18 protein-coding genes are annotated in these 15,795 nt (G+C 58.8%); 7 read left to right on the top strand and 11 right to left on the bottom strand.

All coding sequences use genetic code 11. The features are described from left to right. Positions 1–40 precede the first annotated feature (40 nt). From IB263_RS31120 to coxB, 5 genes are read right to left on the bottom strand one after another with little or no spacing between them, the layout of a single operon-like run. Entirely contained in the window at positions 41–1,108 is a 1,068-nt protein-coding gene (locus tag IB263_RS31120; RefSeq protein ID WP_063894947.1) for a c-type cytochrome, read from the bottom strand. Then, positions 1,108–1,737, bottom strand: a complete 630-nt coding sequence (locus IB263_RS31115; protein ID WP_060606886.1) for a cytochrome c oxidase assembly protein — start codon at positions 1,735–1,737, stop codon at positions 1,108–1,110. Before IB263_RS31115 ends, IB263_RS31120 begins: the two co-directional genes overlap by 1 nt. Beyond that, positions 1,734–2,114 carry a hypothetical protein gene (locus IB263_RS31110; RefSeq protein WP_060606889.1) on the bottom strand — a complete coding sequence of 127 codons (381 nt, stop codon included), beginning with the start codon at positions 2,112–2,114 and terminating at the stop codon, positions 1,734–1,736. Before IB263_RS31110 ends, IB263_RS31115 begins: the two co-directional genes overlap by 4 nt. Next, positions 2,114–4,630, bottom strand: coding sequence for a cytochrome c oxidase subunit I (gene ctaD / locus IB263_RS31105; protein ID WP_112977339.1), 2,517 nt, complete (start codon positions 4,628–4,630; stop codon positions 2,114–2,116). The genes IB263_RS31110 and ctaD overlap by 1 nt, the downstream gene beginning before the upstream one ends. Next, positions 4,627–5,499 (bottom strand): cytochrome c oxidase subunit II, encoded by an 873-nt coding sequence (gene coxB, locus IB263_RS31100; RefSeq protein WP_246811127.1) that lies wholly within the window; start codon positions 5,497–5,499, stop codon positions 4,627–4,629. Before coxB ends, ctaD begins: the two co-directional genes overlap by 4 nt. A gap of 226 nt (positions 5,500–5,725) precedes the next feature. Between coxB and IB263_RS31095 the strand changes: the two genes are divergently transcribed. Next, entirely contained in the window at positions 5,726–5,902 is a 177-nt protein-coding gene (locus IB263_RS31095) for a hypothetical protein (RefSeq protein ID WP_162728929.1), read from the top strand. Between the two features lie 193 nt (positions 5,903–6,095). Here the strand turns inward: IB263_RS31095 and IB263_RS31090 are convergent, their stop codons facing one another. Genes IB263_RS31090 through IB263_RS31080 form a run of 3 tightly spaced genes read right to left on the bottom strand, consistent with a single transcriptional unit; the run spans position 6,096 to position 7,985 of the window. After that, positions 6,096–7,031: a DUF3618 domain-containing protein gene (locus IB263_RS31090; protein ID WP_060606898.1), complete on the bottom strand. Its 936-nt coding sequence runs from the start codon at positions 7,029–7,031 to the stop codon at positions 6,096–6,098. Further along, a complete protein-coding gene (locus IB263_RS31085; RefSeq protein WP_034800315.1) occupies positions 7,028–7,447 on the bottom strand; it encodes a phage holin family protein in 420 nt (139 codons plus the stop codon). Before IB263_RS31085 ends, IB263_RS31090 begins: the two co-directional genes overlap by 4 nt. After that, the gene (locus IB263_RS31080) at positions 7,440–7,985 is read right to left on the bottom strand and encodes a nutrient deprivation-induced protein (RefSeq protein ID WP_162728928.1); all 546 of its coding nucleotides are present in this window, start codon (positions 7,983–7,985) and stop codon (positions 7,440–7,442) included. The genes IB263_RS31085 and IB263_RS31080 overlap by 8 nt, the downstream gene beginning before the upstream one ends. 676 nt (positions 7,986–8,661) lie before the next feature. Between IB263_RS31080 and IB263_RS31075 the strand changes: the two genes are divergently transcribed. From IB263_RS31075 to IB263_RS31055, 5 genes are all read left to right on the top strand, one after another. Then, positions 8,662–9,039: a hypothetical protein gene (locus IB263_RS31075; RefSeq protein WP_034800313.1), complete on the top strand. Its 378-nt coding sequence runs from the start codon at positions 8,662–8,664 to the stop codon at positions 9,037–9,039. A 369-nt stretch (positions 9,040–9,408) separates the two neighbouring features. Then, complete coding sequence (locus IB263_RS31070) at positions 9,409–9,729, top strand: PepSY domain-containing protein (RefSeq protein WP_029742951.1); 321 nt, start codon at positions 9,409–9,411, stop codon at positions 9,727–9,729. A 22-nt stretch (positions 9,730–9,751) separates the two neighbouring features. Beyond that, complete coding sequence (locus IB263_RS31065; RefSeq protein ID WP_029742952.1) at positions 9,752–10,357, top strand: general stress protein; 606 nt, start codon at positions 9,752–9,754, stop codon at positions 10,355–10,357. A gap of 208 nt (positions 10,358–10,565) precedes the next feature. Beyond that, on the top strand, positions 10,566–11,459 hold the full coding sequence (locus tag IB263_RS31060; RefSeq protein WP_029742953.1) for a Ku protein: 894 nt from the start codon (positions 10,566–10,568) through the stop codon (positions 11,457–11,459). Positions 11,460–11,473: 14 nt separating this feature from the next. Further along, positions 11,474–12,286 (top strand): Ku protein, encoded by an 813-nt coding sequence (locus IB263_RS31055; RefSeq protein WP_192439454.1) that lies wholly within the window; start codon positions 11,474–11,476, stop codon positions 12,284–12,286. Between the two features lie 46 nt (positions 12,287–12,332). Here the strand turns inward: IB263_RS31055 and IB263_RS31050 are convergent, their stop codons facing one another. Both IB263_RS31050 and IB263_RS31045 read right to left on the bottom strand, forming a co-directional pair. Then, positions 12,333–12,851: a DUF4334 domain-containing protein gene (locus tag IB263_RS31050; RefSeq protein ID WP_112977424.1), complete on the bottom strand. Its 519-nt coding sequence runs from the start codon at positions 12,849–12,851 to the stop codon at positions 12,333–12,335. A 552-nt stretch (positions 12,852–13,403) separates the two neighbouring features. After that, positions 13,404–14,297: an SDR family oxidoreductase gene (locus IB263_RS31045; protein ID WP_090300832.1), complete on the bottom strand. Its 894-nt coding sequence runs from the start codon at positions 14,295–14,297 to the stop codon at positions 13,404–13,406. 147 nt (positions 14,298–14,444) lie between these two features. Between IB263_RS31045 and IB263_RS31040 the strand changes: the two genes are divergently transcribed. Beyond that, positions 14,445–14,915, top strand: a complete 471-nt coding sequence (locus IB263_RS31040; RefSeq protein WP_112977425.1) for an NUDIX hydrolase — start codon at positions 14,445–14,447, stop codon at positions 14,913–14,915. A gap of 632 nt (positions 14,916–15,547) precedes the next feature. On the opposite strand, the gene IB263_RS31035 is transcribed toward IB263_RS31040, so the two are convergent. Next, on the bottom strand, positions 15,548–15,775 hold the full coding sequence (locus tag IB263_RS31035) for a hypothetical protein (RefSeq protein ID WP_029742849.1): 228 nt from the start codon (positions 15,773–15,775) through the stop codon (positions 15,548–15,550). Positions 15,776–15,795: the final 20 nt, after the last annotated feature.

The following is a 15,795-nucleotide window of genomic DNA, read 5'->3' as shown; positions in this document are numbered from 1 at the left end:
CCTCAATGACCGAGCCAAACGATTTCGGCACGAAGGTGTTTCAATCCTCAGGAGGCAAACTCGAAAAATATGCCGAAACATTCTCGATATCTGCGTCAGACAGGTATTCTGCCGCACTCTCCATCAAATGGCTGAACGGAGTTCCCGATCGCGAGCCTTCGCGAAAGAGCTTCAGTTGTGCCGCGAGAAATGCCTCGGGCTGACCGTCAAGCCTTGGGTAGGACGGGTTACGTTGCGAATTTTGGTGGCAGCCCAAGCATGCCGGAACTTTTTGGGCGGGACGGCCGTGCTGCGCAATCTGCTCGCCCTGCCCCACCCGATCGTCTTTTAGTGGTTGCACCACCGCATTGCGCTTCAAAGCTGCGAAATGGCTGGCAAGAGCGCGAAGATGCCCCGGATCCACCGACTGCACGGGAAGTTGCATCATGCCGCTTGGTCTACGTCCCTCGAGATAGGCGTTGAGGCTTTCGAGCAGATAGGCCTCCTTCTGTCCTGCAAGAACAGGCGTGAGCGGGCTAAAGCCCATCCCATCGGTCCCATGGCAGCGGGTACATTCTGCCAATGCATCTTCGAATCGGAACGCATGCATGGGTGGCTGTGGCCTCTCGCGATAGGCGAGCAAACGATAGGTGGCCGCATCCATAGCCGGAAGCTTTCGCAGGAACGCAACCATGCTCCAGATTTCGTCGTCGCGCGCCTGGGTCGGCCACGCCGGCATGCCGGTGAAGCGAACCCCGTGCTTCACGATGCGAAACAGTTCTGCGTCCTCCCATTGCTCGACTACAGCGGAAAGATCCGGCGGTTGCGGCAACATCGCAAGTGCTGCGGGGGACCGCGGTTCGCCCGGCGCACCGTGGCAGGTGGCACAGCCACGGGCAAAGTGACCGGCTGCCGGTGGGATGCCGTTATCAGGTAGCCTCTCCGGGGCATCAACGGCGAGCGCATAGGTGCGAACAGCCGAACGCATGGCAAAATGCAAAAACCACTCGGTTATCCTCCAATGGCCGGATGACGCACCGACGTTAAAGAAGCCGATCCAGGTGGCAAAAAGGACGACGATCGGCAGGATGGCGAGCCCGACGGCCAGGTGCTTCCATCGAACATGCATCAGGCGACCCTCCGGTTTGGCTCTGCAAGCAGACCGGAAAGCAAGGCGACCCCACCTGCGAGATAGGCTGCGGCGCCAACCATCAGCATGACAACGGCGCCGAGTTGCTGATCCTGAGCCGCCGTCAAGGTCGTGCCGAAACAGGTGACATCGCCAAATTGATAGAGCGTGCGTGGGCTGAGCGCCAAGAGGGCGCCGAGGAGCGTCATATGAACGGTCGTCAGCAGCAAACCGAAGGCGCCTGCCGCATTGCTTGAAGACCTGTTCGTGCTCCCGGCCGCAAGACACGTGGACCATAGGAACAACCCGGCGGCTAGAAAGCAGGCCTGCTCAAGGGCGGTGCCCCAAAGCGAACTCTCCGCCAACCGACGTGCAGCCGGTGCATGCCAACCCCAGACCACCAGGAGTTCGACGAGCGAGGCGACGATCGGCAACCCGGTGAGCACGGGCCGGCGACAGCTGGCGAGACGGGGAGCAACACCTATAGCGATGAGAGGTGCTGCGACTGCTACGACCCCCATATGCGCGAGCATGTGGGCGGTCACCGAGCCGCGCCACGCACTCAAAAGCGGGCCAAGCCAGATAACGGCCAAAAGGAGGCAACCATTCGCAAGCCAGAGCGCCCTCATCGCAAGCACTCCGAAACAAAGATCGTCGGCAGTGCCGTCATCAGGACGGCGACGAAACTCAAGCCGGCAAGCAGCAAGGTTGCAAACCCCTGAAACAGAAGGCGATCGTGGCGCGTCGGATCGTCATGCGGAGGATCGTGCGCACCGAAGCCCCACTGGCGCCACGCAAGGAACGCCGAAAGCCCAATGGCTGCGAGCGCTAAAACCGTGATGACGGCGATGCCTAGGCGCAAGGATTTGAACTCCATCCCGAACAACGCTGGTTTGGCACAGAAAATCGCCGCGCTGGCGTAGCATATCAGGAAGTGCCCGGCCCAGATGGCCGGCCCCGTGAACAGCGTCCAGAACGTTTCGATTTCCCTTGGCAGCAGACGCATTAAAGTGCCTCCGGGAAAAGACCGATCACGAAGAAGGTGATGAGCGCCGTAATTGCCAGGAAATGCCAGTAGAGGGCCACGTTGCGCAGGTCCATGTCGTGGGTTTTCGTAAGGCGCCCGGCAAGGCTTCGCGCAAGACAATAGGCTAGCATGACAGCGCCGACACAAGCATGAACGACTGTCCAGCAAACCAGCACCCAGACGATGGCCGGGTAAACATGTGCGGTCGGGTTCATGGCGTGCAACCAGGGCCCCGCGATGCCAGCCGCGGATGCGACGACCGTCAGGGCGAGGGCCACGATCAAAGCGGCACGCGCGAACGCCGTACGCGCGAGGGCGTTGAAATGTCTTGCAGCTAAGGTGGCGAGCCACGCAAAGACAAAGAGCGCTGCCGAAACCAGTGGCCACATCATTCCGGGACCAGCTGATCCCGCCGTGAAGTCTTCGTGTATCGTCCAATAGAAAAAATAGCCGAAGATCAGGCTCGCAAAGGCGGTACTGTCGCCCACCATCGTGATGAACATGGCCCACCAGCCGACTGAAGACGGACCGGATGCGTAAAGCGGCAAGGCGAGCCCAACGCCGACGTCCTTCTGCGGCTTCTCGGGAATTTCCCCGGTCCCCGTCCAGAGCCAATAGAGGATCGCACAGAAACAGGTGAAGGCGGCGATTGCCCCTGCGATCCACCACTTAAACGTCAAGGCGATGAACACGGCACCGAGCGAGAAAGCCGAGAGGATGGTGACCTTTGAGGTGCCGCCAACGCGCAAGACCTGTTCCGGCCGTGCATCGAGCACGGAGGTGACCAGACCTTCGCGACGCCCTTCCTTGGCGTCGGGAAGATACCATCGCCCCTCGCTGATCTCGCGGGCAAGCGTCGGTTGATCCCAAAGTGGATAGCGGCTCGAAACGAAGGGAACGGAGCGCACACCCCAGTTTTCCTCAGGCTCGCTGACCCATTCAAGCGTTCCGGCATTCCACGGGTTTTGTTCGGCGCGAGGCTCCCGGTGCTTAGGGCGCAGGACATCCCACACCACGATCAAAACGCCGAAGGCAAACACGATGGCGCCGACAGACGACACAAGGTTCAAGAGGTTCCACCCAAGGTCGGCCGGATAGGTAAAAACCCGACGCGGCATGCCGAAAAGGCCGGTCAGATGCATTGGAAAGAAGGTGACGTTGAAACCGACAAACATCAGCCAGAAGGCAATGTGTCCGAGCGTATTGGACAGACGTTTTGCATCGATGAGGGGGTAATAGTAGTAGATCCCCGCAACGACCGGGAACAGCATCCCTCCAATCAGGACATAGTGGAGGTGGGCAACCACGAAGTAAGTGTCGTGCGCTTGCCAGTCGAAGGGCGCAATTGCCACCATGACGCCGGTTAGCCCGCCGATGACGAAAATGGCGATGCCGCCTGCCCCGAACAGCATTGGAGTAGAAAGGATGACGCGGCCAGCAAGCATGGTGGCAATGAAGACGAAGACTTGAACCGCCGTTGGGATCGCCACTGCCTCGGAAGCGGCCGAAAAGAAGGCAAGCGATATCTGGGGCAGTCCTGTCGCGAACATGTGGTGTACCCACAAGCCGAATGACAGGAAGCCCGTGCCGACCGCGGCAAGCACGATCCAGGAGTAACCCACGATCGGACGCCCCGAAAAGGTTGGAACGATCATCGCCATCAAGGCAATCGCCGGCAGGAAGATGATGTAGACCTCCGGATGGCCGAAAATCCAGAAAAGGTGCTGCCACAGCAGCGGATCGCCGCCGCGTGCCGGATCGAAGAAGGGCCAGTCGAACATGCGCTGCATTTCAAAGAGGATATCGCCGGCAATCAGCGGCGGAAATGCAAAGAGGATCATGCCGGCGACAATCAGCAGATACCAGGCGAAGAGCGGCATCAGATTGATGCGCATGCCGGGCGCGCGACATTTCATGATCCCGACGATGAGCTCCACCGCCGCTGCAATCGAAGCCACCTCGATGAAAGAGAGGCCTAGTAGCCAGATGTCGGCGCCAATGCCGGAAAGTTTTTCGTCGGTTGCCAACGGCGGATACATAAACCAACCGGAGGAAGGCGCTGCATCAAAGAAAATCGAGCCGCACACAAAGATGCCACCGAGAAAAAAACTCCAGAACCCGAACGCGCCCAGTCGCGGAAACGGCAACTCTCGAGCCCCGATCATCGGCGGCAACAGAAAAATCGCCACTGCCTCGAAGATTGGCACGGCAAACAGGAACATCATGACGGTCCCGTGCAGCGTGAATAGCTGATTGTAGAAGTCCGCCGAAACCAGATCATTGTCGGGCATGGCCAATTGCGCCCGCATAATCAATGCCAGCGCGCCGGCAAAGAGCAGAAAGATGAAGGCGGTGGACGCATACCACAGCCCAACCTGCGTGTTGTTGACGCTCGTCCAGTAGCGCCAGCCGTGCGGATTCTCCCATACTTTGCGCAGCCGCTCGCTCTGCGCTGCGCGCTCCTCTTCACTCGCGCGGGCGCCCGGCTCGGTCATCTCAGTCCTTTCAGCCAGGCGGCGATTGCACGGATATCTTGCGGCGCCAGCATGGAGAAAGCGGGCATGGCTGCACCAGGCTTGATCGCACCCGGGTTCGCGATGAAGCCAGCAATGTTGTCCTCGGTGTTGGCGACGATCCCGGCTCCCAGCATCTGCCGAGACCCTAGGTGAGAAAGATCGGGTCCAGCCGCGCCTGCGGCCTCCGTGCCCGCAACGCGATGACAGGAGCCGCAGCCATGGCGCAAGAAGAGTGCGCGCCCCTCTCCCGCGACGTTTATCGAGGCTTTCGCCTGGCTGGCAAGCCATGCGTCGAACACGTCGGGTTCCATGGTCACTGCGGTGAGCGCCATGAATGCGTGAGACGTCCCGCAAAATTCGGCGCACGCGCCGCGAAATACCCCCGTTCTTTGCGCCATCAGCGAAAGGCGGTTTTCGCGACCCGGGATCATATCCATCTTGCCCCCGAGAGAGGGTATCCAGAAGGAATGGATCACGTCATCGCTCTTCAGTAAAAATTCTATTCGCCGACCGACCGGCAAGCGGATCTCGTTTGCCGCTGCGATTGTGAGGCCGCGATGGACATAGACCACCTGCCACCAATATTGCCTGCCGGTGACTTCGACCCGAAAATCCGTAGCATCGCGAAAAGTCGGCGAAGGTCTAAGCGTCGGCATTAACCAGAATGCATATGTCAAAAGGGCAAAGAGCGTCACAGTTGGGAACACGCCGCCGCCCCACAGGACGAGCCGGCTTGCGGCAGGCTCTGCGAAAACTCGTCTTTGACTGCGAACGGCAAAGCAGACGAAGGCGACCACCGCGAACCAGATCGCGGCTGCGCCGATGGACATGACGACAAACAGAGTCAACGTCGCCTCTGCTTCCGAACCCGCGGGGCTCAACGCGGATTGAGTGCCCTGGCAGCCAGGCAGAGCAACCGCGATTAAGGGCAGCCTTTGGAGCAATCTTCGTCTTTGAGATCGGAGGCGTGGCGTTTTACTGTCCTTTCCAGAAGAGTTGATCGCTTAACCCGAGCCTCCCCGCAAAGTTCCAGAAAGCGTTCCCGCGCCGATTTTAACTTCTCGGGATTGGTACGTGTTGAACGGTGAGCTACGCACCGCCCTCGACAGGGAGGTTGCGATGCTCGTTGCCGCTTACGGCCTGATCGGTAAGGATGCAATCTGCGATTGTGCGATCGGCACAATCAGAGCGGACAAATTCGTGCGCGTTATCGAAGTTGCCCATCGCATGAACGGCGTTTCGCTCGATTGAGCGAGGCGCGCCGCATTGCCGCAGGAACCGAAGGACGGCTGCCGCCACTCCCAAAAGCAGAGAAGACTTCGCGACGCGATCGGCATTCTCCTGAACGCCAAGATCGCAAATCCTCAGCGCGCGCGGGGATCGCCTCGGCCCCAAGCAAACAGCGGGCGTCCGCGAGGTTGCGGTCAGTGACAATTTCCAGCCGTCAGCCAGAAGGGTTTTCGTTTTCAGGCTTGTTGGCCTCTCCCAAGGCGTTCTTGGCACCCTCGATCGCGCCCTCGGCAGCTGCACCAGCCGTTGCTTGAAGCTGGCCGCGAACGCGATCCGAAACCTCGCCAGCGGTCTCATCCTCAAAGTCCGTTGCGGGGAGTGCCGCTCCGATGGCCGCACCGATCGCAAAGGCCAGCGCTCCGCCAACCAGAGGCTGATCTCGAAATGTCTTGAGCATGGCGGCATTCAGCTGCGCCCCGTGATCCTGAGCACTCTCATGGGCGCTCCGAATGCTGTCGGTTGCTGACCGGGCGGCATCTGAAACGGCACCGGAAACACCGCTGGCCGCCCCCTTCACCTCACGCCATGTCGCTGATGCCCAGCCGGTTGTTTCATCGAACAAACTGCCTGCCTCATCCCGGATTTCCGCAATCGCCTGGCCCGACGTATCGGCGAAACCGCGATAGACGGTTCCACTTGGATCGACGAAGTGACCGGCCCTTCGGCCGGCCGCATCGGTCTTCGCGCGAAAACGACTGCCGTCCTCATCCTCAAAATGGCTGTAGCGCTCGCCAAAATTTGCCTCGATCGGTCCCACCCGTCGCAAATTGCCCTTTACTCGCGCAAGCGGGTAATCATCCACTCCCTTGTCAACGCCCGACGCTTGAGGCGCTCGCGAGGCGGGATCGGCAAGGAGCCATGCAAGACCGATCCCTGTCAATGCGACTGGGATCGGGTTCGCCTTCATTGCCCCACCCAGATTGTTGAGGAAGTCGGCACCTCCACTCCTTCTGGCATAGGCGATGAATTCATCCATTAATTCGCCAGGCGACATTCGCTCTTGAATGGCATGCAGTTTTTCTTCAATCCTTTGACGGTCGGTCTCGATCTCCCGTTGAAGGTCCGCGGACGAATGCATGTCGACGTTCATTTCACTGTCTCCTTGGCCACGTCGAGGTCGCGCTGGAGCGACGCCGTCGTTTTTTCAAACCGAATGCTGCGGTTTCCGAGCCTGGCAAGGCTGCGCGAAATCATAACCCACGCGAGGACGCCGACGACAAGACCAACGGCGACCGCTGAGAGCGCATGGGCATTTGCCTCTTGCATTCCCTGCTGCATCAAAAAGGCGCCCAGACCCTCGACCACAGCGCTCAGAAGCACGCCGATCGCGGCAATAGCAAAGATAAGGCCAACCATGAGCGTCTCGATGCTGCCGATCGCCCGGTCAATATTCTCGCTTGCCTCGGCCTTGGCGAGGTCGATCTCCTTGCGAAACAGTCCGGCTATATCGGTCACCAGTCCCGTCATCAGGTCGGGTAAAGAGCGGTCGTCACGGGGGTTATGCATCGCGGAAGTCCTTTTCAAATGACCAATCGTCGCCTGCGCGGGGGGATGACGAGGAGTTCGATGTCTTGGTGGCCGTTCGCTTTGCCGAAGCGATCAGAAATCGGCTCGCTGCCAGTCCCGCAATCGCTGCCATGCCAAGAAAGGCAAGGGGCTGCTTCCGCCCATAGTTTTCTGCAATCGACGCGATTTCACCGAGATCCCGGTCTTCGCATTCGCGGGCCAGCCGTCCGATCGAATTTCCAAGGTCCTGGGTGTAGCGGCCAAGCCCCGGTTGATCGGAATCGCGAAGTTCAGATCCCACCTTCTCCATGGCGCCAGCAAGACCACGCAATTGGCGCGCCAATGCCCCCTTTTCGTCATCCACGACTTTGGCTGCCGCCGCTTTTGCCTGGCCCGAAAGATCGTCACTCGCGACGTTCTGGTCGACGCGGGGCCGACCTGCATCGCTCTCGCCCCCCCCAGAATAAGGGCCGCCTTCTTGTGAGGGCGAAATAGGTTGCTGTTGTTGTTGTCTACGGTTCTCCGGGTTTTCGATCATCACAAACCTCCTGGTTCTCTGACGCGGGCCCTTCGTTGCGATCCAACCAGCGGATCGCTATCTTGTTCCCTGCCTCATACGGCACTCGGCTTGGCGTTTGTTCGATCCGAAGGCGCTGCCCAATGAAGACGCTGGGCGACTGCGATCGATCTCGTGGAACAACCCCGCCCTGCGCAGGGACTCCCTCAGCCCCTGCACAGCACCGCAGCGTCCGCCAACGGACGCTGCGGTGCTGCGAGCTTAGGGCTCTACTGTCCGATCATGTTGAGGAAGATGCCGTTCCTCTTGCTTTGCTCAAGAAGGGCCTCAACCCCCTCGATGAGGGCCTAGCTCGAAAACGGCTTGGAGAGAATTGGGGCAGTTTGGGCGCTCCCGAACTTCAAGATAAGAAACGCTATCGATTTCTCCTTGCAGGCGTCTGCTACCGGAAGCCCGCTATCCCCTGAAGGTTCTTGTCCAGCATGACGACATCGACTGGCGGCCCACCTCTAAGCTCGGCGTCCCTCCATTCGCTCCTTGAAACCTCGATGAGGTCGTGGTGGTAGGAGATTTTCTTGGACCAGGCGTGGGTTTCTATCGGTTGTCCGCATTTTGCTCATGGATTGGAACTTTTCCCGGTCTTTTCGGGTTCACGCAACAACCTTTTCGTGTGGACCAAGTGCGAATGGAGAGGAAAATGAAATGGCTTCCTGTCACCGCAGTTCTTATCGCTGGCCCCGCCTTTGCCCAAAGTGCCGAACTTGAATCGGCCTGCACGTCGGTCGCAAGGAATTTTTTCATGACCGACACGCTGAATGTCGGGGTCGTGCAATCGTTCCCTGAGCTTAAGCCCCCTGGCGTCCGCTTCAAATATTCTGAGAGATCGGATACGAAGAAGGCCGAAATGTCAGATACGTTCGACTGCGAATTCGATCAGCCAAATCCGATCACAAAACTCCTACGCTTCTGCGTCTCCCGGACTTGCTACTCTTCCGACCAGGAAGATGGCGAACGCCGACGCCGATTTGAAGAAATGCAGCTTCTTATGCAAAGAGGCAAAAGCGCCAGAAAATAAGCATGGCACCTTCTAACTGATGGGTCTCGGCGGACGGCGTTCGAGGGCCAACGCTAAACGAGATCTGCGGCGCCAGACCATTGGGCGTGCCAGTGAGGCTCGGCTCACGATGGCACGTCGACTATCCGCAGCAATCACATTTCCTACAAAGCAGAGAACGTCCGGCGTTGACTTCTTGATGCTAAAAGCAGCTCCCACCCGACTTCGGCAAATGCAACTTGCGTAAGCGCAAAGAATTGCGGACTAGCCTCCGCTCATGGTTCGAGTGCTCCGGTCGGGAGTGGAAAAGACCAAATGCTTAGGAACCAAAAGCGTTTCGCCGAGTTTGAACATTGCCTTTAACGGGCTGAGAACAAGGAACCGAACATCATGAAGAACGTACTGCTCGCCGCGGTCTTCCTCGGCGCATCGAGTTTGGGCGCGCTCGCGCAGACCGCCACACCTCCGGCTACGGCAGATGGTGATACGCCTGCCGTGGCAACACCAGACACCACCAATCCAACAGCGCCCGTCGCCGGTGCCAACAGTTTCACTGAAGAACAGGCCAAGGATCGCCTTACTGATGCCGGCTACACCGATGTGACCGGTCTAAAGCTCGACGACAAGGGCGTCTGGCGTGCAACTGCCTCGAAGGACGGCAAATCCATGCAGGTCGCGCTCGACTACCAGGGCAACATTGTTGCCAACTAACTCCAGCAACGAGGAAATTCCCATGAAAACCGTTAGTGGACTTTTTGACGACTATTCGGACGCCCAAGCAGCAGTGTCAGCCCTTGAAGATCGCGGCGTGCCGTCGGACGACATCAGCATCGTTTCCAACAATGTTGGCGATTGGTACGGCACTGCAGACGAAAGCAACGCGGCTGAAGGCGCTGGGACGGGCGCCGGTGTCGGCGCTGCGGTCGGTGGCATTGGCGGCCTGTTGACTGGTCTCGGGCTCATGGCCATCCCGGGTGTCGGGCCGGTGGTCGCAGCCGGTTGGCTTGCCGCGACCGCGGCGGGTGCTGCCGCCGGCGCGGTAGCAGGTGGTGCCGCCGGCGGGATTATCGGAGCGATGACGGATTCGGGCGTTCCGGAGGAACATGCCCATGTCTATGCGGAAGGCGTACGGCGCGGTGGCACGGTCGTCACGGCACGGGTCGACGACGCGCTCCAGGCGGATGCCGAAGCGATCCTGCGCCGAGGGACCTGGGTGGATCCTGTCCAACGCCGCGCCGCCTACACGGAACAGGGCTGGACACGCTTTGACGAGACGCTCGATCCCTACACCGCCGACGAAGTCGAGAAGGAACGTCAACGTCTCGAGAGCATGCGCTAGTTTGAACCAAGGCGGCCATGATGCGTTCAAATCACCTGAACCGTAAACTGGCCTTCGCACGTTCCTGATGATTGGCAGGCTCTCTCGTCGCAACAACGGCACCTGACAAAAGCGCTTAGACGTTTCGTAGAGTTTGACGAAATTGACCGTGGAACGATTTGCATACCGACAGGTTGCGTCCCTCCCGGGTGTCGAAAGGAATGGAGCCATGGTTGCCCCGCGAGCGAACTGGAAAGGCTACATCAAGTTCGGAGAGGTCACCTGTCCAGTGGCACTTTACACCGCCGCGTCCTCGTCCGAACGCATCAGCTTCCATAGGCTCAATCGAAAAACAGGCAACCGGGTAAAGCGCGAGTTCGTTGACAGCGAGTCGGGAGAGCCCGTTCAGGCCGACGATCAGGTAAAAGGCTATGAAATCGAGGGTGGACGATACGTCGTCCTGGAACCTGAAGAAGTCGCAGCGGTGGTTCCGGAAAGCGACAAGACCCTGAAGATCGAGGCCTTCATTCCCTGCTCGCAGATCGACACAACTTATTTCGACAAACCCTACTATCTTGCACCCGACAAGATGGGCGGGGAGGCTTTCGCACTGCTCCGTGATGGGATGGCTAAGGCCAAGGTCGCCGCGATCGCCAAGACCGTGCTTTTTCGCCGGCTACGAACCGTACTTATCCGCGCACACGGCAAGGGGCTGGTGGCGGCAACCCTCAACTTTGACTATGAAGTGCGATCTTCGAAAGAGGCGTTCCAGGAGCTTCCCGACCTCAAGATCGAGGGCGAGATGCTGGAACTTGCAGAGCACATTATCCGCACCAAGAAAGGCAGTTTTGACCCCGGCGACTTTGATGATCGGTACGAGGCGGCTGTTGCCGAGCTGGTCAAAGCCAAAATCGAGGGGCGTGCCCTGCCGAAGAAAAAGTTGCCCGTAGCATCCAAACCCGGCGATCTGCTCAAGGCGCTCCGCGAGAGCGCGGGCGTCAATGCGAGCAAGTCGAAGTCCAAGCGTCAAGCGGCCAACGCAAACAAGGGCGCTCGTCGGCAAAAAGAGTCGAGCTCGTCTTCCAAGTCGAAACAGGCGGCAACGTCGCGTCGCACCGGCTGACGGGAGATTGAGCCATGGCTGTCCGCCCCTACTGGAAAGGCTATTTGAAACTCTCGCTGGTGACGTGCCCGGTTGAGATGATGCCGGCCACGTCCGAGAGCGAAAAGGTTCGCTTTCATACGCTTAATCGCGAGACCGAGAACCGTGTCGTCAGTCACTTCGTCGATGCGGTAACCGGGAAAGAGGTCAAGGAAGACGATGAGGTCATGGGTTACCAGCGCGGGGAAAAGGAGTATGTCGTGATCGAGGACGAGGAGCTTGAGACCGTCGCACTCGAAAGCACCAGGACCATTGATATCTCGACGTTCACCCCGCGCGACAGCCTCGAGTGGATATGGCTCGATACGCCTTACTACCTTTCTCCGAGCGAACCGGTCGGCCAGGAGGCCTTTTCTGTTATCCGAGATGCGATGGAAGCTCAGAAAATGGTCGGTATTTCACGACTGGTCATATCGCGTCGGGAACGAGCCGTCATGCTCGAGCCGCGTGGCAAGGGGATCGTGCTCTGGACATTGCGCTACGGCGACGAAGTTCGTGGCGAAGAAACGTACTTCACCACCGCGAGCGACGCCAAGGCGGACCCCGAAATGATGCCGCTTGTGCAGCGATTGATAAAGAAGCTGACGAAGGATTGGAGCCCCAGCATGGTGGAGGACCCCGTGCAGGAACGCCTGGTCGACATCATCGCTGCCAAGAAGAAGGCGATAAAGAAACCGTCCAGGGCCAAGTCCAAATCGTCAACCACACCATCGCCACTCAGCAACGTCGTCAACATCATGGACGCCTTGAAAAAGTCGGTCGCAGCGGAGCGTCGTCCCCGGAAATGAACCATCCGCGACCCTTAGACCTTGACGACGGCACGGCTGGCTCTCGTCAGCCCACGGGCAGGTTCTGCGCCAGCGCGATGGGATCGATGACCCTCTCAAGTTCAAAAACATAAAACCGATCGTCATCTCGCATGGCCATCAGTCCCATCAAGCTGTCGTCATTGATCCGTCGAAAATGGTCGACGATCGACTGGTCGTCATAGATCATGGCCGCGCTTGCGACGCCTTCAAAGGCAACCGTTTTGATCGAGGCGACGTGACCCTTTGCCTGAAGGCACCGTTGAAGACCGGCAAAAAGCACGGCGGCAAGGGCCGTTCTTCCAAACGCATGAAAGCGAAGTGCGAGGGGAAGCGGAACCCACTTCGGATCGATGGCTCGCAGTTTTCGCCCACCGACGTGAAAAAGAAGGGCATCGGCCCGCAGATCCGGATCGAACCGTTTGCCGAACCAGCCGAGGTTCTCCAAGACGCCATCGAAGGGATGACCAGTTGGAACTCCCCGACCTTGCCAGAGGCCGGCAAGCTCGCACGGTTCCAGCGACGGAAGCCGCAGAAAATGTTCCAGCGCCCGTTGCTTTCATTTAACGCATTGTCTCTCACCTCTACGCCTCCCGGCTTCTCGTTTCAATCTGCCTCCGCGACGCCCCTGCCGCAAATCTTCCAATGTCGGAAACCATCAGCCCCGCTTGAGTTCAGAGGTCGGCGACGTTTTTCGGGCCACGTCCTTACCAGTTCATCGAGTGAACCCCGCGGCCAGGTAGCCCAGACAAGTTCATTGCACCCATGGAGGGAAATAGAGATTACGGACCGTTCTGATATCCGCTAGTTCGCCGTCAGACCCGGTTAAAAAGACTACTCCAACATGCGTGGCGATCGCGCGCTCGTAGGACGATCTCCCATCGAGGAGTATCGGATAGCGCGCCTGCACTTTTTCCTTGCCCTTTGCCTTTCCATCCTGCTCCTCCAGTTTTTCCTCTCGACGTGCCTTCCTTGTCTCCGGTTCGCTTCGCCCGGCTTGCGCTTCTGCCCAGCGTTGACGAAGTTCTAACCGCGAACGTCGCTCGGCGGTTCGGCCCTGATTTTGGTAGGGCACCGGCCGCGCCGAAATCATACGGCATCAATCAACGCCTTTTCCGCCGGTCGCACCGTAAACTTCACCATTGACGAAACTTGCCTCCTGCGAGGCGAGGAAGACGTAAATTGGGGCCAGCTCAACCGGCTGGCCGGGCCGACCGAAATCGCTGTCCTTCCCGAAGTTCTTCACTTTCTCGTCAGGCTGGCCGCCGCTTGGCTGCAAGACCGTCCAGAACGGACCCGGTGCCACGACGTTGGCCCGGACACCCTTCTCGATGAGTTGTTTTGCGAGTGCCTTGGTGTAGGCGACGATCCCAGCTTTGGTCGTGGCGTAGTCGAGGAGAATTGGCGATGGCTGATATGCCTGGATGGACGCGGTTGTGATGACGGACGCGCCTGGGGGCAAGTGCGGCTCGGCGGCCTGAGCAATCCAGTGCAAGGCGTAGAGGTTGGTCTTCAGCGTGGCGTCAAAGTCCTCGGACGTTACAAGCGAGACGTTCTTGCGAAACTGTTGTCGGGCCGCGTTGATCACCAGGATATCTATGCCACCAAGCTCGGACAGTGCCCGCGACACCAACGCGCGGCACCAGTGTTCATCCTTCACATCACCCGGCAAGGCGAGCGCCTTGCGGCCCTCGGCCTCGATCAACTCGATAACCTCTTTCGCGTCCGGTTCTTCCTCCGGCAGGAACGATATGGCGACGTCGGCACCCTCCCGTGCAAACGCAATCGCTGCGGCTCGTCCAATGCCAGAATCGCCTCCGGTGATAAGGGCTTTGCGCCCTTTCAGCCGACCTGCCCCTTTGTAGGTTTTCTCGCCGTGATCGGGCTTTGGATGCATCCTACCAACAATACCGGGCATGGATTGTGGTTGAGGGTCAAACGGCGGCGAGGGGTACTGTGTTCGGGGGTCTTGCATCATCAGACGATCGGTCATTGGTAAATCCTCATGTGGCGATTATCGGTAAACTCGTCGATTGGTTTCGGGTTCCCGTCCAGCGATTCGGAGGAACCAAACGACAGGCTCCACCGTTCATTTGACGTCCTCTTCAACCTCTTTTCGCGCCGAGGGAGAAAACGTTCCATGCAATTGCTGCACAGGGTCCTTGCCGACGTGCAGTTGATGCTTCGTCGTCCGCCGAGGTTGCAGTATGCGGCCTTGTGCTACCGTGTCCGCACAGGGCATCCGCTCGAAATACTTCTCATCACCAGCCGGGATACCGGTCGCTGGGTCATCCCAAAGGGGTGGCCCATGAAAGGAAAGCGTGCTCATGAGGTCGCGGCAAGGGAGGCGTTCGAAGAGGCCGGCGTAAAAGGGAGCTGTGAGAGGGCTCCAATTGGCCACTACGTCTACAGGAAGAAGTTAGATAGTGGCCTGAAAGTTTCTTGCAAGGTCCACGTTTTTGCGATGAAAGTTGCTGGCCTGCGCGGGAACTTTCCGGAGAAGGGCGAGCGCAAACTTGTCTGGTTCGAATATCGAGAGGCCGCCCGTCGCGTCGCTGAGCGATCCCTACGCGACCAGATTTTACGCTTCGGCAGTGCGACTTTGCCTTGAAGACGCAAACTGCGACGATTCCATTCTCGTACATTTTTGAAGTTTGTATCGTCGTCTGTCGATATCTTGGCGAGCGCTGGCGGACCGACCGTCGCGGGAGGGGTGGGTAGCGAGCTCGACTGCCATTGTGTGGGCCAAAAGGAGAGGGCGGAAAAATCCGGATGTTCCGGTCGGCTTGACGCGGCCTGCGACCGCTTATCGGCTCGGACCTCAAGTCGACGCCCGAGGCCGCGCGATGGCGCTCGATCTCCCTCTTCGCCAGACCGCCCGGCTTGTCTTTCCAACACCGTGATCAGCGCTCGTAGCGCGAGTTCGTCCAGCTTCTCGATACCGACATGCTCGTTTACGCCTTGGAGGTCTGAATGCTCATCGAGTTAGGCCTGCATAGCTATGCTGTCGCGATCTTGAGAGTTCTCCAGGACGAACACGAAAAAGTGATGATTGTCGTGCTGTTTATGACGGGCGCCCAAACGTGTCGCTAAAAGCAAAAAGCGCCCGGTAAGCCGAGGCAATGACGAGGACAACAGCGGCGATCACATCGGGTTTACATGAAGGTAAACTGCTGGCCTCATCACTTCTCAGGCAGAACGAACTCGTGAATCCTGTCGATCGCCGAGAACCGACCGTTCCCCTTACCCTTGCGAAGCCAAGCTCGTTCTGATTCCGGCCTCAGTAAACCGCGTCAGCTGCATTTGAGTTGCGTCTTCAGTATAAAGGACATGAACCGCCAAGCCGCTTTCGGTGAGCCTTTGAGCCTCCTCATAGGCCTCTTCGAAGCCAACCGGAACCGCGTCTGTTGGCGCGGAGGGATCGTCCTGGGTCAACACATAGAAAGTGGAGTTTCGAATATCTGGGGTCATCGGCGCTCTCCTTCTCGCAC

The organism is Ensifer sp. ENS03, from assembly GCF_014852035.1.
Classification (GTDB): domain Bacteria; phylum Pseudomonadota; class Alphaproteobacteria; order Rhizobiales; family Rhizobiaceae; genus Ensifer; species Ensifer adhaerens.
Note: the sequence above shows the minus strand (reverse complement) of the source record. Positions and strands in the feature narration are given on the sequence as shown.